Raw genomic sequence first — 21,524 nt, 5'->3', positions numbered from 1 at the left:
CCAACGTCTCACGAATATTTTGATTCTAATTATAATTCTTATTTGATAATTAGAATTATACTCTTTGTAAATATCGCGTTAAAGATAAAAGTTTTATTTGCCCGGAATGTATTTTGTTCAATTATTCAGCAAAATGCCCGAAAACATTTACCGCTGGCCACTGTTCCGGTACACGGTTTCCGGCTTTTTGTACCCCTTGGTAATGCCTCATGTACCGCTTGGTCGAAGTGCCGTTTAAGTCACGTAAACGGACCGATATAATCACCTCAAAACCAAGGGAGGAAACTAATATGACAGACTTAACAAACACAAAGATCAGAACAGCCGGTAATGCGGCAAGCACGGACTTTAACGAACTCAGGAAAGAGGCATGCGTTCTTCAGAAAAAGGGTGTTCCTTTCATGATGGCTTCGGTCGTTATCTGGACACTCGTTACGATAGTAAGGATGCTTCCTGCAGACATCATGACGAGGAATATGTACACCTTCTACTGCACAGGACTGCTGCTTCCGTGCGTGCTCATTTTCGGGAAGATCACAGGAGCAAAGATATTCAGCAAGAGCAGGAATCCCATAAACAAGCTCGGATTTCTCTGCACGATGAACCAGATGCTCTATCTTCTCATAGTGATGTGGGCTTTCTCACAGAAACCTGACGCGATGCTCATGCTCTTTGCAATGGTATTCGGCGCACACCTTCTTCCGTTCTCATGGGTATATGACAGCAAAACATATCTCGTAATGTCTCTTTTAACGACATTCGGCTCGATGCTCATATCTATCTTCGCTCCGGAAGTGTATGTCGGTGTCTTCATGATCTTATGCCAGACAGTCATGTCCGTACTTCTCCTCATCGAATGCAGAAGACTTGACCGTGCTAAAAAGGAAAGCAATGAATTATAATGTTCCTGATACAGGGAATGACGGGAGTCGCAAATGAAGGTCACGATCAAGAACGACATAGATTCAGGCACGGCAGTGGAGATCCACTGCCGTGAAGTGACTTCCGAGACGGAAAGGCTCGCACGCTATATCGGCAGGTTTGACGAACGCATAACCGCGACTTCTAAAGGCCAGACGTACAACATCCCGGTTGAGGAGATCCTCTATATCGAATCGGTCGACAAGAAGACGTTCCTTTATACATCAGGAAACATACTCCAGACCGAGAAGCGACTTTATGAACTGGAAGAACTCCTTGATGAGAAGACATTCTTCAGGTGCTCCAAATCGGTCATCGTAAATCTCAACAAGATAACAAAGCTAAAACCTGAAGTTACGCGCAATATCCTTGCGACGCTTGCAAACGGGGAGGTCATCGTGATCTCGAGGCGTTATGTCAGGCAGCTTAAGGACCTGATCGGATTGGACGGATAATGTTATGGAAGATATAAAGAAGCTCCTTGTATATTTCAGAAATGCCCTGGCATTTTCGTATTCATGGCTGGTGCTCTGCACGGTTGCCGTGTCGCTTATCGGAGGAAACGGTGAAGTAACCGTACTGTTCCTTCTGAAGCTCCTGGCGCTCTGCGCATGGGGTTCGCTCAGTTTTGTTTTCGCATTCTTTACGAGGTTTATGAGCAGGAAGGGATTTGTTGCTGACCTTACGGTCTTTTTCATCCTGTTTATCCCTGCGGAAGTGCTGATGTTCTATTTGATGGGGATATTCGAAGGCGTCGGAACTCCCGCGATGTGGATAATGCTCGCCGTTATCGTTGTTGTTTTCTATGCTGCATCAATACTGATCGATGTTCTCGTAATGCGCAAATGCTCACGGAAATACACTGAGAAACTCATGGAATACAACGCGAAAAAGAATGTTGAAAGAAAATAAGCCAAAAGTTGCTATTTTGTATTTCAAAACAAGCGCGAAAAATGGTACTATCTCTTTTGGGTAAAGAATAATAAAGCAAACCGAGGTGCTTATGAAAAAGAACGAACGTAAAGATCTGGTCACCAACATCTATACTGCAGACCCTTCTGCGCATGTGTTTAACGGCAAGATCTACATCTATCCTTCTCACGACGAAGACCTTGACATTCCCGAGGACGACGACGGAGAGCAGTATGTAATGAAGGATTATCACATCCTTTCCATGGATTCACTCGACAGCGAGTGCGTAGACAACGGCGTCGCACTGAGCGAGGATGAGATCCCGTGGGTAGGCAGACAGCTTTGGGCTCCCGATGCCATCTATCTGAACGGCAAGTATTATCTTGTTTTCCCGGCAAAGGACAAGAACGAGATATTCAGGATCGGCGTAGCCGAGTCTGATTCTCCCGTAGGTCCTTTCAAGCCCCAGGAAAACTTCATCGAAGGCAGCTACAGCATCGACCCCGCAGTCTTCCAGGATGACGACGGCAGGATCTGGTGCTACAACGGCGGACTCTGGGGCGGCCAGCTCGAGATGTGGCAGTCCGGTTCCTTCAATCCCGATGAGCGCCGTCCCGAGGGTGACGACAAGGCTCTCTGCGCTTTGGTAGCTGAGTTCAAGCCCAGCATGGATGCTTATGTCGCAGCTCCCAAGATGATCACTGTCCTTGACGAGAACGGCGAGCCTTTGAAGGCAAGCGACGAGGACCGCAGATATTTCGAAGATCCCTGGATGCACAAGTTCAACGGCAAGTATTATTTCTCATATTCCACAGGCACGACACACTATCTCTGCTATGCGGAGGGTGATTCACCTGAAGGCCCTTTCACATACAAGGGAAGGATAATGGAGCCTGTTATCGGCTGGACGACACATCACTCCATCGTTCAGATCGACGGTGAGTGGTATCTGTTCTATCACGATGCAAAGAGATCCGGCGGATGCTCACACAAGAGAAGCGTCAAGTTCACCAAGCTCAACATCGCTGAGGACGGTACGATCGAGACTATACATCCTTACGATCACGAGTGATATAAAAACTGATCTCAAACATTACGGGCTGTCTTGATTGAGGCAGCCCGTTCTCTTGAATTGCTGAAAAAGAAAAGCAGAAAGAGAAATCATTAAATCCAAGTAAATACTTGGATGTACAAGATCGTACACGAACCGGCTGCCTGCGAAGCCGGTAAAAGGTTCGTGCCGGACCCGCCACAGGCGCGTAAACAGCGTTCTCTTTCTGCCACAGGAAATTATACACGCAGAGCATTACAAGTAAAACACCGGCTTGCGGTATGGGCGGCGGTTACTGACTGAACCCGAAAAATGTCCGCCCGTGGTATAATTTTCTTTGGAATGAATAAAGGGAGAGACAAAAGGTGAAGACTTACTGGCCGGACTACTATAAAGATTTTCACTGTAAAGCAGGTGAGTGCAGACACACCTGCTGCAGGGGCTGGATTATCGAGATAGATGAAAAGTCGCTTGAACGCTTCGGTAAGGATCCCGATATTGCACCCGAGATCTCCGACGGGAGTTTCAGGCTGAAAGAGGACGAAAGGTGCCCGTTCTTAAGAGATGACAATCTCTGCGAGATGATATTAAAACATGGCGAGGACTATCTTTGCGACATCTGCAGGGAACACCCCAGATTCTACGATTTCGGTGAGTCGGAAGACGGTGAGAAATATTGTGAGGCGGGAATAGGTCTGACGTGCGAAGAAGCCTGCAGGATCATATTGAGCCGTGAGAACGGATTTACCCTGGTATCGGAAGATGGTGAGGATATAGGCACACCCGACTATGTCAGTGTCTTATTTGATAAGGACCTCTCCGTAGCCCAACGGCTTTGCGAGGCAAGGATAACCCCAGTCGCCCTGTCATCAAGCCGGGCGGAGTTTTTCAGGAGCATTGAGATAATGGATCCTGAATGGCTAAGACTTCTAAAGACTGTAGAAGATGATCCGGTAAGTTTTGATGAGAGGAGAAAAACCATACTCGCTCATGGCAAAGAGTTTATAAACTTCGCGGCTTACCTTAGCTACCGTTACGCTTATTGCAGGGGATGGAAAGAAATGATCAGTGAATCTGTAGGTCTTTTGGCAGATCTTGTTGCCAGGGGGTGCGATGTCTATGAGGCGGCGAGGATGTTCTCTTCCGAGATCGAGTATTCGGATGAAAATATGGATATACTCAGAAGATACGCATTTTATGTGCACCACGACAGGTTCCTAAACTGACTGACATGGCAGTGTAACAATGTTACAAAAGCTTAAAACAAGCATATTCGGAGGTTTTTATGGTAAACAGCTTCAATGAGATGGAATGGACTGCAAATCCCGGTTTTAAGGGCGGAGAGGGGACCTTCTACAACAAGGTCTTCACAGACGGCGTCAACAAGATGATGCACGGAAAGCTTCCGGCAGGTGCCTCGATCGGCTACCACATGCACGAGGGAAACTGCGAGATGATCTTCATCCTCGAAGGCGAGGGCAAGGTCATATACGATGATTCCGAAATGAGAGTAAGACCGGGCGTATGCCACTACTGCCCTGAGGGACATTCACATTCACTCGTAAATGACGGGAATGCCGATCTTGTTTTCTATGCGGTAGTACCTAAGCAGTAAATAAAACGGAGGGATAGAGGATGCCACATTCATCGGGAGGAGGTTCCCACGGTGGCGGTTTCCACGGCGGTGGATCGCACGGGGGAAGCAGTTCTAACAGAATATCAAGGACTTATTTTCCGGGCTCGAGACGTTATCTGAAACACCACCGTTACGGCAGTGAGGATGAGTATATATATGCTAGTTCAATGCCGAGGAAGACAGGTAGATCAACGATAGCGGTAATCGCGGTCATGGCTGCCGTTTTTACCGGAATGACCGGAATCGGTATATTCTCTTCGATTCCGAAAAAACTCAATGCGCATTATCTGGACATGCCCGCTGTTCATGATGACATCGGTGCCATCAAGGATGAGGATGAACTCGAGGAAAGGATCAATGAATATTGCGACCTGACCGGAATATGTCCCGTTATATACACTGTTTATGACGAGGATTGGGAAATCGATTACAGAAACCTTGAAGATTATACTTACGATAAATATGTTGACAATTTCAGAGATGAACAGCACTTCGTGATCGTGTATTCCGTGCCGTACAGAGACATGGAGCTTTTAAATGAAGGTAAGATCCGTGTCCCTGATTACTCCTGGGAAGCCGTTCAGGGTGACGAGACGGATCCTTTCCTGACGGAATCCGAATTCCGCAGTTTCGGAAAGGCCGTCATGAAAGCGCTTGAAAGAGGTTACGATCCCGGAACTGCTTTTTCCGAAGCGTTCAGCCATTCGATCAAGGATGCGGAGAGCAAACTGGATCCCGGTTCCCCGGCAGGCATATTCCAGTTGATCGGGTCAGTATTGCCGCTGCTTTTTATCGCGGGTATCTTTGTGCCCATTCTGATACTTACCATCAAACAGTATAAAAGAGACAAAGATGTTGATTATGTTGAGGTTCCGCTTGATGACCAGCCTCAGGCTTCCGCGGGTGGCGTAAGCGCCGGTTTTCATACGGAAACTTACAGCGGTCCGAATTATTCTTCCAGGTCGTTCAGCTATACTCCGTCTGAATCAGCTCCGATGCCGAAAGGCGTTAAGATCTTCAGCTTATTGTTCTTTATCCCGTTCGTGATAGCAGGCATCGTAATGATAGCGACCGCAGCCGGAATGCTCGCTACGGGCGGCGACGGCAGCTTCGGCATAATGCTCCTGATATTCGGTCTGGTCTGGACAACGATAATAACGGTTACCATCATCAACTTTTTCGTAAAGAACTTCAAAAAGACCAAGGCTGCGGAAACACCTCTTACGGCGGAGTATCCCAAGGCAGAATATCCGCAGGCGGAATATCCCGTGGCTCAGAAGCCCGTGCAGAACAGTTCGCCTGTATCGCCCGCGTCCGGAAATACGGAGTTCGATCCGCGGTTCTTCGGCACGTCAAAGAGCGATTACGATTCGGATGATGAGGATTACAAGCGCATGAAGCGCAAGGGATACGAGTGATCATCCCTCATACTGTCTGAAGTCGTCGGCGTACTTAAGGTTTGGTTCGATGTAGACGGGTTCGGCGTGATCTGTCGCGAGCATTATCTCGTTTACCATGATGTATGTATCGCCTGTGTCGATCCAGACGTAGGCGAGTGTTCTGTCGTACTGGTCGAACTCTTCCACGTCGTATTCGAGATAGACGATATCGATCTCAGACATAAGGTCCTTCATGAATGCGGATGCTTCACGGCCTTCGTCGGTATTTTTGCTCTCGTCCTCATGGACTGATTCGGGAGCGTTGATGCCTGTGAGACGGACTCTTAAACGTTTGCCCTCCGGGTTGTGGACTATTATCGTGTCGCCGTCCACCACGCGCTCGAGTTCACACGGGACCAGAACGGACGGGTCGACCTGAAGGGTGACACCGAATGGCAGGTCCATGCCGCCGACGTCGTTTTCGGAATAGACGGAAGCGACGGTATCGGAGGTCTCGCGGTAAACGGTCTGCTGGGGGAGCGGATCAAAGCACCCCGTCAGAGCCAGGGCTGAAAGGGCAATACCCAGCGCGGCGGCAGGTAAAAAGCGTGCACGCACGCCGCCTTTTCTGCATTTTGCGGTGCGGGAAAGCCCGCTGTTGACTGTAAGTCCGTATTTTTTCATGAGTGTATTGTAATCAATAAAATAAAAAGTGCAAAGACGTTCCCTCAATGTTACAATTCTGTGTTAGAATTCTGTCTAGTAAATTTCATCAGGGCTTAAGAAGGGGGCGTAAATATGCCAAAGAGAGAAGATATAAATAAGATCCTTATTATCGGTTCAGGTCCTATCATCATCGGTCAGGCTTGCGAATTCGACTATTCCGGAACACAGGCGTGCAAGGCTTTGAGGAAGCTCGGTTACGAGATCGTCCTTGTCAATTCCAATCCCGCGACCATCATGACCGACCCGGATGTCGCCGACAGGACTTACATCGAACCGCTCAACGTTAAGCGTTTGGAGCAGATCATCGCGAAAGAACGCCCGGATGCGCTTCTCCCCAACTTAGGCGGACAGTCAGGTCTCAACCTCTGCTCGGAGCTTTCCAAGGCTGGAATCCTCGAGAAGTACGGTGTACAGGTAATCGGCGTACAGGTCGATGCTATCGAGAGAGGTGAGGACAGGATCGAGTTCAAGGAGACAATGACTTCACTGGGTATCGAGATGCCGAGATCACATGAGGCATACTCTGTAGAAGAGGCCATCAAGATCGCAGAGGACTTGGGCTATCCTGTAGTTATCAGACCGGCATATACGATGGGCGGCGCCGGCGGCGGCCTCGTTTACAATATCGATGAGCTCAAGGTCGTCGTAGAGAGAGGTCTTGCAGCTTCCATGATCCATCAGGTACTCGTTGAAGAGTCCATCAGCGGATGGGAAGAACTCGAGCTCGAAGTTGTAAGAGATGCAAAGAACAACGTCATCACGGTCTGCTTCATCGAGAATATCGACCCTATCGGCGTTCATACGGGCGACTCATTCTGCTCGGCACCTATGCTCACTATCTCTGAAGATGTCCAGAAGATCCTTCAGGATTATTCATACAGGATCGTTAAGGCGATCGAGGTTATCGGCGGCTGCAACTGCCAGTTCGCTCACGACCCGAAGACGGGAAGGATCGTGGTTATCGAGATCAATCCGAGAACTTCAAGATCCTCAGCTCTTGCTTCCAAGGCAACGGGCTTCCCGATCGCACTCGTTTCCGCAATGCTCGCGTGCGGTCTCACGCTTGATGAGATCCCTTGCGGCAAGTACGGCACTCTCGACAAGTACTATCCGGACGGCGACTATGTCGTAATCAAATTCGCAAGATGGGCTTTCGAGAAGTTCCACGGAGCTCAGGACAAGCTTGGTACACAGATGAGAGCCGTAGGCGAGGTCATGAGCATCGGCAAGACATACAAGGAAGCTTTCCAGAAGGCGATCAGATCCCTTGAAAAAGACAGATATGGTCTGGGCTTTGCAAAAGATTTCAACAAACTCTCCAAGGAAGAACTTATGCTCAAGCTTACACAGCCTTCTTCCGAGCGTCAGTTCATCATGTATGAGGCACTCCGTAAGGGTGCGACAGTTGAAGAACTCTATGAGCTTACCAAGATCAAGCACTGGTTCATCGAGCAGATGAAGGAACTGGTTGAGGAAGAGGAAGAACTCATCAAGGGTGCCGGAAGGATACCTTCCGAGCCGGTTCTCCGCCAGGCAAAGCTCGACGGATTCTCTGATAAGTATCTCTCTCAGCTCCTTAGCGTTTCCGAAGACCTTATCCGCCGTGCACGTTATGAATACGGCATTAAGGAAGCCTGGGAAGGCGTTCATGTTTCAGGAACACAGGATGCCGCATATTATTATTCTTCCTATCATATCGAAGACAAGTCTCCCGTATCTTCCAACAAGAAGATCATGATCCTGGGAGGCGGCCCGAACAGGATCGGCCAGGGTATCGAGTTCGATTACTGCTGCGTTCACGCTGCACTCGCTCTCAAGAAGCTCGGCTTCGAATCCATAATCGTAAACTGCAACCCTGAGACGGTATCCACAGACTACGATACTTCCGACAAGCTCTATTTCGAGCCTCTGACACTGGAAGACGTTCTCGCTATCCATGAGAAGGAAAAGCCGTTAGGCGTTATTGCGCAGTTCGGCGGCCAGACACCTCTGAACCTTGCGGCAAGCCTTAAGGCAAACGGCGTAAACATTCTCGGTACCACACCTGAGACGATCGACCTCGCAGAAGACAGAGATCACTTCCGCGCCATGATGAACCGTCTTGGCATCCCGATGCCTGAGGCAGGCATGGCCGTCAATGCCGACGAGGCAATCGCCATCGCAAACAAGATCGGTTACCCCGTAATGGTACGTCCTTCTTACGTCCTCGGCGGACGCGGAATGGAAGTCGTTCACGATGACGAGATGATGAGAGTCTACATGAATGCCGCAGTAGGCGTTACACCTGACAGACCCATCCTCATCGACCGTTTCCTGCACCACGCAACAGAGTGCGAGGCAGATGCTATCTCCGACGGCACGAACTGCTATGTTCCCGCAGTCATGGAGCACATCGAGCTTGCCGGAATCCACTCCGGTGACTCCGCGTGCATCCTGCCTTCAAAGAATCTCTCTCCCGAGATCGTTCAGACAATAAAGGAATATACAAGAAAGATCGCTGTCGAGATGAACGTTGTCGGTCTCATGAACATGCAGTATGCGATCGAGGACGGCGTTGTCTTCGTTCTCGAGGCTAACCCCCGTGCATCAAGAACCGTTCCGCTCGTTTCCAAGGTTACGGGCACCAACATGGTCAAGATCGCTACGGATATCATGACAAGCCATCTCACGGGCAGACCTTCACCCGTACCGGAACTCCACGACAAGGTCATCCCTCACTACGGAGTTAAGGAAGCAGTCTTCCCGTTCAACATGTTCCAGGAAGTAGACCCGATCTTAGGACCCGAAATGAGATCCACCGGTGAGGTATTAGGACTTGCAAGCCACTTCGGCGAAGCATGCTTCAAGGCTCAGGAAGCAACAAAGACAGAACTTCCTTTGGAAGGTAAAGTTCTGCTCTCTGTCAGCGATCTTGATAAGGTTGATCTGGTCGATGTCGCACAGGCATTTGCTGATCTCGGATTCAAGATCCTTGCGACCGGCGGCACCTATGACATGATCGTCAAGGCCGGCATCAAGGCAGAGAAGGTTAAGAAGCTCTACGAGGGCAGACCTAACATCGGAGATATGATCCTCAACCGTGACATCGATCTTGTCATCAACACGCCGGCAGGGAAGACGTCAGCTCACGATGACTCCTACATCCGTAAGGATGCCATCCGCCAGCACATCCCTTACATCACCACGATGGCTGCCGCAAAGGCTTGCGCAGAGGGCATCAAGGCTGCGAAGGAGAGAGTCTTCGAGGTCAAGGCGCTTCAGGATTATCACGCAGACATCAAGTAATCTTCTGTTATCAGGTTATTTCCAAAGGCTGTTCCGTTTTACGGGGCAGCCTTTTTCATGCATGCTTCCGTCATGGTTTCAGTTCATTTCGCGGCGGTTTCTTCACTCAAAATTGCCTCAATATTCATATCTTGCTTATTTAACAAATCTTGCTGTATTCACCCGCAAGAAATGTAAAGCCGTTTTTGTGCATCAGAGCGGCTGATGCGCACAGTAAAAACCGCTGAAACCCTTGATATTATTGAGTGATGTCATTCGAACGTTTTCACGTGGCGTCGAAAAACAGGATTCGCAATAAGTGTTGAATTTGTTGAACACGCATAACTTTTTTTGAATAATATTTGCAAAATGGTAAATGTCTTTTGAAAAGCAATCATTTAGTATGTTATTTGTACTATTAAGCGAATCGGGAGGTTCATATGTATTACATTGGAATTGATCTCGGCACATCAGCGGTAAAACTTCTGTTGATGAAGAGCGGGGGAGAGATCGTCAGAACTGTTTCTGAGAGTTACCCCGTAAATTTCCCCCAGACCGGATGGTCAGAGCAGAATCCTGAGGATTGGTTCGAAGGCAGCCTCAAGGGATTGAAGAAGCTCATCGAGGGTATCGACGGCAATGAGGTCGCAGGCATCAGCTTCGGCGGCCAGATGCACGGACTTACGCTCCTCGATGCTGAAGGCAAGGTCATCAGACCGGCTATCCTCTGGAACGACGGCAGATCCCAGGTTGAGACGGATTATCTCAATAATGAGATCGGCAAGGCAAACCTGTCCAAGTACACAGGCAACATTGCTTTCGCCGGCTTTACGGCTCCGAAGGTAATGTGGGTACATAAGAACGAGCCTGAGAACTTTGCAAAGATCGCAAAGGTATTGCTCCCCAAGGATTATCTTGCATACAGACTGTCCGGTGTTTTCGCCACGGACGTTTCTGATGCTTCCGGCACGCTCTATTTCGACTGCGAGAACAGAAAGTGGTCTGACGAGATGCTTAAGATCCTCGACATGAAGCCCGAGTGGCTCCCTGAGGTTTATGAGAGCTATGAGCCTATCGGCAAGATCCTTCCCGAGATCGCGGAAGAGCTCGGAATCAGCAAGGAGTGCATCATCGCTGCAGGCGCAGGCGACAACGCTGCCGCTGCAGTAGGTATGGGCATCATCGGCAACGGCGGATGCAATATCTCTCTCGGAACATCCGGAACGATATTCATCTCTTCCGATTCTTTCAAGAACGACGAAGCTAACTCTCTCCACGCTTTCGACCACGCTGACGGCGGATTCCATCTCATGGGATGCATGCTCTCGGCTGCAAGCTGCAACAAGTGGTGGATGGACGAGATCATCGGCACTTCCGACTACGCAAAGGAACAGGAAGGCCTTGATGCACTCGGAACAAACAAGATCTTCTTCCTGCCTTATCTCATGGGCGAGAGATCTCCTCTCAACAATCCCGACTGCCGTGCAATGTTCATCGGCATGTCCATGGATACAACAAGAAAAGACATGACGCTTGCAGTCATGGAAGGCGTTGCGTTCGCTCTCAGGGATTCTTTTGAGTGCGCCAAGAAGATGGGCCTCGACATCAAGAGTTCCTCCATCTGCGGCGGCGGCGCAAAGTCAAAGCTCTGGTGCAAGATCGTATCCAACGTTCTGGGCATCGAACTTACCCAGACAGAGAACGACGAAGGTCCTGCAATGGGCGGTGCTCTCCTTGCGGCAGTTGCTTGCGGTGAGTATGCATCAGTTGCTGACGCATGTGCCGCTACGGTAGTCAAGCACGTTTCCGTAGTTCCCGATCCTGAGCTCGTTGCTAAATATGACGAGAGATATAAAGAGTTCTCAAAAATCTATCCCGCATGTAAGGAGGCAGGTATATGGTAATTTACGAGGCAACTTCTTCTAATTTCAAAAAGTATGGAAGAATCGTCAAGAACATCGATTTTGCACCCGTTATCGAAGCACTGGGTAAGATCGCACTTCCCGCTGAGGGCGTGGCTTACGAGCCTTCGGTCCCTTCTCTCGAGGAGGCATCCGCAAAGGTTGACGTTACAAGACTCTTCGGCGGCGAACTCGCACTTGAGACAGGTTATTGTGCAGGTCACAACTCTCTTCTCAATGCTGTCGAGTATCACAGATCTTCAGAGATCAACGTCTGCGCTACAGACTGCATCCTTCTTTTGGGTTCTCTGCAGGACGTAACAGACGATTTCTCATATGACACTTCAAAGATCGAAGCATTCCACATCCGCAAGGGAACAGCTGTTGAGCTCTATGCAACAACACTTCACTATGCACCCTGCGGCATCGAGAATGACGGATTCATGGTAGGCGTAATCCTTCCCATGGGCACGAATTTCGATCTCGAAGAAGAACACATCGACTGTCTGGCAGTTTCAGACAGCGAAGATAAGCTCCTTACGGCAAAGAACAAGTGGCTTATCGCTCATCCCGACGCTCCCGGTGAGAAGGGACATTTCCCCGGACTCATTGGTGCTAATATTGAAGTCAACGTGACAAAAAAACAGATGGAGGAAATCTAACATGTCAAAGAAATTATTTAACGCACCCGACGTTAAGCTCGCTATCGTAGCAGTATCCCGTGACTGCTTCCCGGAATCACTTTCCGTAAACAGAAGAAAGGCTCTTGTTAAGGCTTATACCGAGAAGTATGGTGCTGATGACATCTATGAGTGCCCTATCTGCATCGTTGAGTCCGAGATCCACATGCAGCAGGCTCTTGCAGACATCAAGGCTGCAGGCTGCAACGCTCTTTGCGTTTACCTCGGAAACTTCGGACCTGAGATCTCTGAGACAATGCTCGCTCAGCAGTGGGGCGGCCCCGTTATGTTCTGCGCAGCTGCAGAAGAATCACAGAATGATCTGGTTGGCGGCAGAGGCGACGCTTACTGCGGTATGCTCAATGCTTCTTACAACCTCAAAATCCGTGGCGTAAACGCTTACATTCCTGAGTATCCTGTAGGAAACGCTGAAGAGTGCGCTGACATGATCAACGAGTTCATCCCCGTAGCTAGAGCTCTCGACGCTATGAAGAACCTCAAGATCATTTCTTTCGGTCCCCGTCCGCAGAACTTCTTCGCATGCAACGCTCCCATCGAGCCTTTGTACAGAATGGGCGTTGAGATCGAAGAGAACTCCGAGCTCGACCTTTTCGAAGCTTTCAAGAATCATGAAGGCGACGAGAGAATCCCTGCAAAGGTTGCAGAGATGGAGGCAGAGCTTGGCGCAGGCAACAAGAAGCCTGAGATCTTAGAGAAGCTCGCTCAGTACGAGCTCACACTCCTTGACTGGGTTGAGGCTCACAAGGGTTCAAAGAAGTATGTTGCAATCGCCGGTAAGTGCTGGCCTGCATTCCAGACACAGTTCAAGTTTGTTCCTTGCTATGTAAACAGCCGCTTGACAGGTATGGGTATCCCGGTATCCTGCGAAGTTGATATCTATGGCTGCCTCTCCGAGTACCTCGGATATGTTATCTCTGAAGATATCGTTACTCTCCTCGACATCAACAACTCCGTACCTCACGACATGTACGACGAGTCCATCGCAGGCAAGTTCGATTACAAGTTCACAGATACATTCATGGGCTTCCACTGCGGTAACACATGCTCCAAGAAGCTTGCTTTCTGCGAGATGAAGAACCAGATGATCATGGCTCGTGCTCTCCCTGTAGAGGTTACAAACGGTACTCTCGAGGGCGACATCGCTCCCGGTGACATCACATTCTACAGACTGCAGTCCACATCTGACGGCCAGATCAGAGCTTACGTTGCAGAGGGTGAGGTTCTCCCTGTTGCTACTAAGTCCTTCGGCGGCATCGGCGTTTTCGCTATCAAGGAAATGGGCAGATTCTACAGATACTTCCTTATCGAGAAGAACTTCCCTCACCATGGCGCAGTTGCTTTCGGCCACTATGGAAAGGCTCTCTACAACCTCTTCACATATCTTGGCATTTGCCCTTGCGACATCGGCTACAACAAGCCTGAGGGCGACAGATATCCGAAGGAAAATCCTTTCAACGCACCGTTCAACTGATATAGTTTGGATATGTATGGTGGGGCTTGATCTATGGGTCAAGCCCTTCCGTATGTCTCAAGCTTGAAGAATAAAACATTATGAAAAGGGAAAACCTAAAATGAACAACAAAGAACTTCAAATCACAGCGACAAAAGTTCGCAAGGGAATCGTTGAAGCAGTTCACAGTGCAAAGTCCGGACATCCGGGCGGATCACTTTCCGCTGCAGATATGTTCACTTTTCTTTATTTTGAAGAAATGAACATTGATCCTAAGAACCCGAAAGATCCTAACAGAGACAGATTCGTTCTCTCCAAGGGACACACAGCTCCGGGTCTTTATTCCACACTCGCAAACAGAGGATTCTTCCCCGTTGAAGACCTTAAGACACTCCGTAAGCTCGGTTCTTACCTCCAGGGACATCCCTGCATGACAGAGACTCCCGGCGTAGACATGAGCACCGGTTCACTTGGCCAGGGCGTTTCCGCTGCAGTAGGTATGGCTCTCGCAGCTAAGCTTAATGGCGATTCCTACAGAGTTTATGCGCTTACAGGAGACGGTGAGATCCAGGAAGGGCAGATCTGGGAAGCATTCATGTTCGCAGGCGCTAAGGGTATCGACAACCTCACAGTAGTTATCGATAACAACGGACTTCAGATCGACGGTAAGATCGACGACGTTTGCTCACCTTATCCGATCGACAAGAAGCTCGAAGCATTCAACTTCAATACGATCTGCATCGACGGTCACGATTTCGACCAGATCAGGGATGCATTCGCAAAGGCTAAGGAATGCAAGGGCAAGCCTACGGCTATCATCATGAAGACAACCAAGGGCAAGGGCGTTTCCTACATGGAAAATCAGGCAGGATGGCATGGCAAGGCTCCTTCTGATGAAGAGTACGAGCAGGCTATGAAAGAGCTTGATGAGCAGTTAGCAAAATATGAAGCAGAGGTATGATCATGGGAGATATAGTAAAAATCGCTACACGTGAGAGCTATGGTAACGCACTCGCAGAGCTCGGCAAAGTGAACCCCAATGTGGTAGTTCTTGATGCTGACCTCGCAGGCGCAACAAAGACTTCCACATTCAAGAAGGCATTCCCGGATCGTCATATCGACTGCGGAATCGCAGAGGCAAACATGACAGGCATCGCAGCCGGTCTTTCCACATGCGGCAAGATCCCGTTCATTTCTTCTTTCGCTATGTTTGCGGCAGGCAGAAACTTTGAGCAGGTTAGAAACTCAATCGGTTATCCCCACCTCAATGTTAAGATCGGCGCTACACATGCCGGCATCACGGTAGGTGAGGACGGAGCTTCCCACCAGTGCTTAGAGGATATCGCTCTTATGAGAACGATCCCCGGAATGACAGTCATCGTTCCTTCCGACGACATCGAAGCTAAGGCAGCAGTTTTCGCGGCAGCTGAGACAGAGGGTCCCTTCTACATGAGATTCGGAAGAGCTGCAGTACCGGTAATCAACGACAATCCCGACTACAAGTTCGAAGTAGGCAAGGCTGTTGTCCTCAAGGACGGCACAGACATGGTCATCTTCGCTTGCGGCGTTTGCGTTGCTGAGGCACTTGGCGCAGCTGAGAAGCTCGCAGCTGACGGCATCAATGCTGCAGTCGTAAACATCCACACTATCAAGCCCATCGACAAGGATACGATCCTTGAGTTCGCCAAGAAGACAAACAGAGTATTCACAGTTGAAGAGCACTCCGTTATCGGCGGTATGGGCAGCGCAGTATGCGATGTTCTTGCTGAAGAGTATCCTGTAAAGGTTACAAAGATCGGCGTCTATGACAGATTCGGTAAGAGCGGTCCGGCCGGCGCCCTCATGAAGGAATTCCAGCTTGACGCAGAGGGAATCTACAACCAGATCAAAGCTAAGATCTGATAAGTTATTTATACTTAAAACATGGAGCTGTCTCATAGCGGTTACCGCTTAAGGGACAGCTCCTTTTTCATGTCTGCTGATCAGTCTTTGTACCAGGACTTATTTTTCCTCTTCTTCCTTGAAAGAGATATTGGCGCCGAACTTCTCGAATATCCTCTTGAGGAACAGCGAATAGAACAGCGCAATGACGGCGATGCCGATAAACATCAGACCGCTCATCATGATGACGGTGAACTGATATGTAAGGAAGAGAAGTATTCCGGTTATTACGATGAACATGATCGTGACCGGGATATTCGAAAGAGCGATAAGAAGTGAATTCTTAAGTATCTGCTTGAACGTTTCCTCGAACCAGGCCAGGAGAGGGAAGGCATAGCAAGCGGAAGCGAATATCGCTGCCACGAAGAAGTAAGCAGGGTACTGTGCCCATGAGTACTTCGGATCCATCATGGTGTTGACCATATAGATCTCGAAGCCGAAGAATGCAAGAAGTGCGGCATAGAGCAGTTCCAGCGCGGTTGCCTTAATAAAGTTATCTCTGAAGGATTTGAAGTAATCCCTTAAGACGGCGGGATTGTCGCCGGCAAGTATTGCGATCGTTATCCTGTAGAGTGCCGTGATGGATGCGCCTATGGTAAAGATCGGTATACATGTTATTAAAAACAGAAAATTAACGATTATAAGGTTGCAGATCGCGGTCAGTAATCTGGTACCGGTGCTCTTGGGACTGAAAAAAGAAGAAGCCATATCTATCTCCAAATTGCTCTATATAATAAATATACGAAATAATACCATATAAATATTCTTCTTGCTTATCCTGTCATAAGGATCGGATTCTGTATGAGTTTTAGCCTTATGCACAAACACGGCGGGAAAGCCTTGTAGAAAATGCGAAAGAGAATTTTAGAATTTATGCAATTTAACCTTTGCGAAAGCAAAAATTGTACAATTTACTCAATAAAAGCAAAAAATGTATAGTTATAGTCAAATCGTAGCAAAAAATGTGGAGAAACGCACCCCGATTTTGACTATTATCTACTATGTAGAAGGACCGAAAGGTCCCGAACATAATTTTTAAGGAGGAAACTTTATGAAAAAGGTTATTGCCAGTGTTCTTTCTGTAGCAATGGTCGCAGCTCTTGCAGCTGGTTGTACAACAACAGAGACTACTGCTCCGGTTCAGACAACTGCAGACAACGGAAACGGTGGCGAGGTAGAGACTTCTGCTGACGTAGAGCCTACTGATAGTGAGACAGAGGAGACAATGCCTCAGTACGGTACAGGTTCTGAAGTTATCAATCTTTGGTCATTCACAGCCGAGATTCCTAACATGGTAGCTAAGTACATTGAGCTCAACCCTTCTTTCGGCGAGAAGTACACAGTTAAGTGCACAATCGTTGCTACAGATGGTGGTGCTTATCAGACAGCTATCGACTCAGCTCTCGCAGCTGGTGGTGATTCCGCTCCTGATATGTACGCAGCAGAGGCTGCATTCATCCTCAAGTATGCTCAGGGTGATATGTGCCAGTATGCAGCTACATACAAGGATCTTGGTATCGATGTAGATGCTAAGACAAAGGCAGCAGAGATCGCACCTTACACAATCGACATCGGTTCCCGCAATGGTGAAGTTGTAGCTCTCGGCTATCAGGCAACTGGTGGTGCTATGATCTACAGAGCATCCATCGCTAAGGATGTCTTCGGTACTGATGATCCGGCTGAGATCGAGAAGATCGTTGGCGCAGGTTCTGGTAACTGGGATAAGTACTGGGAAGCAGCAGCTAAGCTCAAGGAAAAGGGTTATGCTGTAGTTTCTGGTGCTGATGACATGTGGAACGTTTGTGAGAAGTCTGCTACACAGGCTTGGCTCAACGGTGACCAGGTTGTTATCGCTCCTGAGAGAGAAGCATTCCTTGACATCGCTAAGAAGCTTAAGGACGAAGGTCTTTCCAATGACACAGGTTCTTGGTCTGAGGCTTGGTACGCAGATATGGCAGATTCTAACGTATTCTGCTTCTTCGGACCTGCTTGGCTCATCAACTACGTAATGATTGGTAACTGCGGCGGCACAGCAGCTGGTGAAGGTTCTTACGGTGACTGGAGAGTTTGCGCTCCTCCGGTAGGCTTCTTCTGGGGCGGCACATGGGTTCTTGCAAACAAGGACACAGATCAGAAGGAAGGCGTTGCAGAGCTCATCGAGTGGATCACTCTTGATACATCCGAGACAGGTCTCCAGTATCTCTGGGCTAACGACCTCATGGGCAACGGCGCAAAGGATACAGTTGCATCTGGCGTAGTTATGGCTAAGTCTGATGGTAAGCTTCCTTTCTGCGGCGATCAGAACATCTTCCCCGCATTCATCGCTGGTAACGCAAATGCTTCCGGTAAGGCTATGACTCAGTATGACGAGTCTATCAACGGCTACTTCAAGGATGCAGCTACTCAGTATGCAAATGGCGAGATCGATAGAGATGCAGCTATCGCTCAGTTCACAGACAACGTTAAGGATGCATTCGCATTCTAATAGTGTTTAGTCTTTAAATGCTGTTGGCGGCAGGGTAGATAGATATTTACCCTGCCGCTTTTTAAAACTAGGGGGAGGCTGTAATGAGAAACAAAAAACTTGTTAACTACTCAAAATACGGATATTTATTCTCGATTCCGTTTATTCTCACATTTTTGACATTTACACTTTATCCTATCCTTTTCACATTCTGGATCGGATTTACGGATCTTACCGGTGCCGGCAATACAAATTGGCATTTCATTATGTCGGAGGAAGCAGTCGGCGGTCCTAAGCCGCTGTTCGATAACTTTGTCGCAGTTCTTGGTAACGGTAATTTCCAAAAGGCATTTAAGAATACGGTTCTTATCTGGACACTCAACTTTATCCCTCAGATGGCTTTCGCTCTTTTGTTTACGGCTTGGTTCACAGACAGAAGATCAAAGGTTAAGGGACAGGGTATCTTCAAGATCCTTTTCTATATGCCTAACATCATCACAGCAGCTACGATCGCTATCCTGTTCAACGTCTTGTTCGGATATCCTAAGGGTGCTGTAAATGATATCATTCTCGGTCTTGCAAAGGCTTTCGGTGTTAAGAAAGACCTTATGCTTTCCAATCCTAACGATTGGAAGATAGCTATAGCTTACGACTTCAACAATAATGCTACAGCTCTTAAATTGATCGTTGCTTTCGTTCAGTTCTATCAGTGGTATGGTTATACGATGGTTAACCTCATTGCAGGTGTTATCGGTATCAGCCCTGAGATCTTCGAAGCTGCTGAGATCGATGGTGCAAACAGAGTTCAGACATTCTTTAAGGTCACACTCCCTTGTATCCGTCAGATCCTCCTGTTCGTACTTGTTACATCACTCATCGGTGGTCTCAACATGTTCGACGTTCCGCAGCTCTATGCAGGCGAAAAGAAAGCAAACGGTGCAGTTTTGACACTGAACATGTTTGTGCGCAGCCAGGGTCTTGATAACAGATATCTCTATAACAAGGCTGCTGCTGCCAGCGTTATCATGTTCATAGTCATCGTTATTCTTTCTTCAATCCTCTTCTATGTCCTCAGGGACAAAGATGAAGCAAAGCTTAAGAAGCTCAGAAAACAGGAGCTTAAGGCTTTAAAGAAAGGTATGTGAGGTGAATAGATATGGCTGATAATGCAATTAAAGAATCTTCAATCAAGAAAAACGAGACAGGACTTAAGGTCGTTATCTATATCGTATCTGTCATCTTCGCAATTATGACGCTTTTCCCGTTCGTAATCATGATTACGAACTCATTCAGAAGCACGTTCGAGATTCAGCAGAGCACGCTTGGTATGGTTTCTGCACATCCTTTCCAGAACCTCGCCAAGAACTGGAACGAGATCACGAATAAGGAATTCCACCCTCTCGTAGGTTTTAAGAATTCATTCATCATCTCCACGCTCAGCACGATACTCAACGTATATTTCTCTTCGCTTACCGCATATGCTATTTCCGCTTATGAGTGGAAGCTGAGAGATGCTTTCAATAACATGATCGTCGGTATCATGATGGTTCCCGGTACTGTTACAACAATCGGTTTCGTACAGATCGTTTACAAGCTCGGACTTTCCAACAAGCTCTTCTTGTTCATCATCCCTGCTATCGCATCTCCTATGACCGTATTCTTTATGAGACAGTATCTGCAGGCTTCCCTCTCAATGGAGATCGTACAGTCTGCCAGAATCGACGGTGCAGGCGAGTTCAGAATCTTTAACCAGATCGTTGTTCCGCTCATGAAGCCCGCTATCGCAACACAGGCCATCTTCGGTTATGTTGCAAGCTGGAACAACCTCTTCATGCCTCTCATTCTCCTTACGGAAACTGAGAAGAAGACGATCCCGGTTATGGTTAAGCTCCTCAATGGTGATATCTACAGAAGAGAGTACGGTGCTATCTACTTAGGACTCCTCGTTACAGTCCTTCCGCTTATCGTCGTATACGCTTTCCTGTCGAGATTCATCGTCGAAGGTGTTGCATTGGGCGGTGTCAAGTCATAAGACTTATCCCGTACATGTGACGGCACTCAGCTAAGGCTGAGACAGTTTAAAACAATACACTGCGTCCTTGGTCATTTGCCTCCCCAAGGACGCAGTTTTGTTTTGGCAAAAATCTATATGATATCTGACCGCGGTATCTCCGGAAAGCAAATAAAAACTGCCTCAAACGTGAGGCAGTCTGCATGTTTTATAGAGTAATTTTCAATCACTGTTTTTTCTTAGATCTTCTGATCCTGTTCCTGAACTGGGAAGGGGAGCATCCGTACTGCTTCTTAAAGCATCGGCTCAGCGAAGTAAGGTTGTTGAATCCGCAAGATAACGCGATATCGCTTATCTGAAGGTCGGTATCGGCAAGCATCCTTTCAACTTCCTTGAGTTTTAACGTCGTCTGATAGTCGTTGAATGTCATGCCGGTATACTCTTTGAAGAGACGTGCAAAATGGAACTTTGAATAACCGACGTGAGTTGCGGCCTCATCCATTGATACGTTTTCTGCACTGTGCATCGCGAGCCATTCGGCGAGCGACTTGAATTTGATATAGACTTCGCGCTGCTTATCGTTCTGAGGAACGACAAGGCTGTCGGAATAGTCCTTTCTCATGAGCATTCCGAATACATCCATGAGCTTTGAAAAGATCGATATCTCTTTTACCGAAGTGGAGTAGAAGAAGTAAAGATCATTTATCTCCATGAATCTCTCGAGTATGAGATTATAAACGTCAGGATGTGTTTCAGGAGTTATTACGAGAGGCTCGCGCAGAACTCTCGTGAACTCTTCGTAATCGAAGAAGCCCTTAAGGAAATCAATGTTGAAGAGATATATGAACCTGATGCCGGACCTTGTTGTCCCCGAGATCTTGTGAAGCATGTCGGGCGGTACGAATAAGATCTCTTTCTCTTTCAATATGATCGTTCTGTCGTCAAAGATATACGTATAGGAGTTTTCGATCGGAATAGTGATCTCAAGACAACTGTGCCTGTGGACAGGATAGTCCTCGGAACGGTTGTTATACCATATACGCATATTGGATCCCGGAATAAAATCAACTTCCTCAACGTCGTTGCTTACGATCCTTCCCGCAAAGCTGCCGATCGGCTGTTGATATTTGCCGGGTACTGAATTGTCGTTAAATTGCATTAAATCCC

General features: G+C 48.1%; 19 protein-coding genes. 16 read left to right on the top strand and 3 right to left on the bottom strand.

Annotated features, from left to right (window positions below; all coding sequences use genetic code 11):
* The first annotated feature begins 290 nt into the window (after positions 1–290).
* The 7 genes from BO18_RS19955 to BO18_RS19925 all read left to right on the top strand — a co-directional run bounded on the left by BO18_RS19955 (position 291) and on the right by BO18_RS19925 (position 5,938).
* Positions 291–902 (top strand): DUF7010 family protein, encoded by a 612-nt coding sequence (locus tag BO18_RS19955; RefSeq protein ID WP_051688991.1) that lies wholly within the window; start codon positions 291–293, stop codon positions 900–902.
* 33 nt (positions 903–935) lie between these two features.
* A complete protein-coding gene (locus BO18_RS19950) occupies positions 936–1,376 on the top strand; it encodes a LytR/AlgR family response regulator transcription factor (protein WP_034449136.1) in 441 nt (146 codons plus the stop codon).
* Between the two features lie 4 nt (positions 1,377–1,380).
* A complete protein-coding gene (locus BO18_RS19945; RefSeq protein WP_034449134.1) occupies positions 1,381–1,833 on the top strand; it encodes a hypothetical protein in 453 nt (150 codons plus the stop codon).
* Positions 1,834–1,924: 91 nt separating this feature from the next.
* Positions 1,925–2,905: a glycoside hydrolase family 43 protein gene (locus tag BO18_RS19940; RefSeq protein ID WP_034449132.1), complete on the top strand. Its 981-nt coding sequence runs from the start codon at positions 1,925–1,927 to the stop codon at positions 2,903–2,905.
* Between the two features lie 344 nt (positions 2,906–3,249).
* Entirely contained in the window at positions 3,250–4,110 is an 861-nt protein-coding gene (fliB, locus tag BO18_RS33190) for a flagellin lysine-N-methylase (protein ID WP_051688990.1), read from the top strand.
* A gap of 59 nt (positions 4,111–4,169) precedes the next feature.
* Positions 4,170–4,499: a cupin domain-containing protein gene (locus BO18_RS19930; RefSeq protein ID WP_034449131.1), complete on the top strand. Its 330-nt coding sequence runs from the start codon at positions 4,170–4,172 to the stop codon at positions 4,497–4,499.
* 20 nt (positions 4,500–4,519) lie between these two features.
* Positions 4,520–5,938 carry a hypothetical protein gene (locus BO18_RS19925; RefSeq protein WP_034449129.1) on the top strand — a complete coding sequence of 473 codons (1,419 nt, stop codon included), beginning with the start codon at positions 4,520–4,522 and terminating at the stop codon, positions 5,936–5,938.
* Here BO18_RS19925 and BO18_RS33185 read toward each other — a convergent pair whose 3' ends face one another.
* Positions 5,939–6,631: a thermonuclease family protein gene (locus tag BO18_RS33185; RefSeq protein ID WP_051688989.1), complete on the bottom strand. Its 693-nt coding sequence runs from the start codon at positions 6,629–6,631 to the stop codon at positions 5,939–5,941. It lies immediately after the preceding gene.
* 66 nt (positions 6,632–6,697) lie between these two features.
* On the opposite strand from BO18_RS33185, the gene carB reads away from it, so the two are divergent.
* The 6 genes from carB to BO18_RS19890 all read left to right on the top strand — a co-directional run bounded on the left by carB (position 6,698) and on the right by BO18_RS19890 (position 15,843).
* The gene (gene carB, locus BO18_RS19915) at positions 6,698–9,910 is read left to right on the top strand and encodes a carbamoyl-phosphate synthase large subunit (protein ID WP_034449127.1); all 3,213 of its coding nucleotides are present in this window, start codon (positions 6,698–6,700) and stop codon (positions 9,908–9,910) included.
* 419 nt (positions 9,911–10,329) lie between these two features.
* Complete coding sequence (gene xylB, locus BO18_RS19910; RefSeq protein WP_034449125.1) at positions 10,330–11,793, top strand: xylulokinase; 1,464 nt, start codon at positions 10,330–10,332, stop codon at positions 11,791–11,793.
* A complete protein-coding gene (locus BO18_RS19905; RefSeq protein ID WP_034449123.1) occupies positions 11,787–12,452 on the top strand; it encodes a DUF4867 family protein in 666 nt (221 codons plus the stop codon). The genes xylB and BO18_RS19905 overlap by 7 nt, the downstream gene beginning before the upstream one ends.
* Before the next feature lies 1 nt (position 12,453).
* On the top strand, positions 12,454–13,962 hold the full coding sequence (locus BO18_RS19900) for an L-fucose/L-arabinose isomerase family protein (RefSeq protein ID WP_034449121.1): 1,509 nt from the start codon (positions 12,454–12,456) through the stop codon (positions 13,960–13,962).
* 100 nt (positions 13,963–14,062) lie between these two features.
* On the top strand, positions 14,063–14,902 hold the full coding sequence (locus BO18_RS19895; protein WP_034449119.1) for a transketolase: 840 nt from the start codon (positions 14,063–14,065) through the stop codon (positions 14,900–14,902).
* Between the two features lie 2 nt (positions 14,903–14,904).
* Positions 14,905–15,843, top strand: a complete 939-nt coding sequence (locus tag BO18_RS19890; protein ID WP_034449118.1) for a transketolase family protein — start codon at positions 14,905–14,907, stop codon at positions 15,841–15,843.
* A gap of 99 nt (positions 15,844–15,942) precedes the next feature.
* Here BO18_RS19890 and BO18_RS19885 read toward each other — a convergent pair whose 3' ends face one another.
* Complete coding sequence (locus tag BO18_RS19885) at positions 15,943–16,590, bottom strand: YesL family protein (protein WP_034449117.1); 648 nt, start codon at positions 16,588–16,590, stop codon at positions 15,943–15,945.
* A gap of 343 nt (positions 16,591–16,933) precedes the next feature.
* Here BO18_RS19885 and BO18_RS19880 point away from each other — a divergent pair, with 343 nt between their 5' ends.
* From BO18_RS19880 to BO18_RS19870, 3 genes are all read left to right on the top strand, one after another.
* A complete protein-coding gene (locus BO18_RS19880) occupies positions 16,934–18,367 on the top strand; it encodes an extracellular solute-binding protein (RefSeq protein ID WP_034449116.1) in 1,434 nt (477 codons plus the stop codon).
* An 83-nt stretch (positions 18,368–18,450) separates the two neighbouring features.
* Complete coding sequence (locus BO18_RS19875; RefSeq protein ID WP_034449114.1) at positions 18,451–19,491, top strand: carbohydrate ABC transporter permease; 1,041 nt, start codon at positions 18,451–18,453, stop codon at positions 19,489–19,491.
* Between the two features lie 11 nt (positions 19,492–19,502).
* Entirely contained in the window at positions 19,503–20,378 is an 876-nt protein-coding gene (locus BO18_RS19870; protein WP_034449113.1) for a carbohydrate ABC transporter permease, read from the top strand.
* 205 nt (positions 20,379–20,583) lie between these two features.
* Here the strand turns inward: BO18_RS19870 and BO18_RS19865 are convergent, their stop codons facing one another.
* Complete coding sequence (locus BO18_RS19865) at positions 20,584–21,516, bottom strand: helix-turn-helix domain-containing protein (RefSeq protein ID WP_034449111.1); 933 nt, start codon at positions 21,514–21,516, stop codon at positions 20,584–20,586.
* Positions 21,517–21,524 lie beyond the last annotated feature (8 nt).

This window comes from Butyrivibrio sp. AE2032 (assembly GCF_000702965.1).
The sequence above is the reverse complement of the archived record's forward strand: the minus strand, read 5'-3'. Positions and strand labels throughout refer to the sequence as shown.

Excerpts from the sequence above, each read along its gene's own strand:
- BO18_RS19955 (WP_051688991.1), top strand. The coding sequence starts at position 291 with ATGACAGACTTAACAAACACAAAGATCAGAACAGCCGGTAATGCGGCA.
- BO18_RS19950 (WP_034449136.1), top strand. The coding sequence starts at position 936 with ATGAAGGTCACGATCAAGAACGACATAGATTCAGGCACGGCAGTGGAG.
- BO18_RS19945 (WP_034449134.1), top strand. The coding sequence starts at position 1,381 with ATGGAAGATATAAAGAAGCTCCTTGTATATTTCAGAAATGCCCTGGCA.
- BO18_RS19940 (WP_034449132.1), top strand. The coding sequence starts at position 1,925 with ATGAAAAAGAACGAACGTAAAGATCTGGTCACCAACATCTATACTGCA.
- BO18_RS19930 (WP_034449131.1), top strand. The coding sequence starts at position 4,170 with ATGGTAAACAGCTTCAATGAGATGGAATGGACTGCAAATCCCGGTTTT.
- BO18_RS19925 (WP_034449129.1), top strand. The coding sequence starts at position 4,520 with ATGCCACATTCATCGGGAGGAGGTTCCCACGGTGGCGGTTTCCACGGC.
- carB (WP_034449127.1), top strand. The coding sequence starts at position 6,698 with ATGCCAAAGAGAGAAGATATAAATAAGATCCTTATTATCGGTTCAGGT.
- xylB (WP_034449125.1), top strand. The coding sequence starts at position 10,330 with ATGTATTACATTGGAATTGATCTCGGCACATCAGCGGTAAAACTTCTG.
- BO18_RS19905 (WP_034449123.1), top strand. The coding sequence starts at position 11,787 with ATGGTAATTTACGAGGCAACTTCTTCTAATTTCAAAAAGTATGGAAGA.
- BO18_RS19900 (WP_034449121.1), top strand. The coding sequence starts at position 12,454 with ATGTCAAAGAAATTATTTAACGCACCCGACGTTAAGCTCGCTATCGTA.
- BO18_RS19895 (WP_034449119.1), top strand. The coding sequence starts at position 14,063 with ATGAACAACAAAGAACTTCAAATCACAGCGACAAAAGTTCGCAAGGGA.
- BO18_RS19890 (WP_034449118.1), top strand. The coding sequence starts at position 14,905 with ATGGGAGATATAGTAAAAATCGCTACACGTGAGAGCTATGGTAACGCA.
- BO18_RS19885 (WP_034449117.1), bottom strand. The coding sequence starts at position 16,590 with ATGGCTTCTTCTTTTTTCAGTCCCAAGAGCACCGGTACCAGATTACTG.
- BO18_RS19880 (WP_034449116.1), top strand. The coding sequence starts at position 16,934 with ATGAAAAAGGTTATTGCCAGTGTTCTTTCTGTAGCAATGGTCGCAGCT.
- BO18_RS19875 (WP_034449114.1), top strand. The coding sequence starts at position 18,451 with ATGAGAAACAAAAAACTTGTTAACTACTCAAAATACGGATATTTATTC.
- BO18_RS19870 (WP_034449113.1), top strand. The coding sequence starts at position 19,503 with ATGGCTGATAATGCAATTAAAGAATCTTCAATCAAGAAAAACGAGACA.
- BO18_RS19865 (WP_034449111.1), bottom strand. The coding sequence starts at position 21,516 with ATGCAATTTAACGACAATTCAGTACCCGGCAAATATCAACAGCCGATC.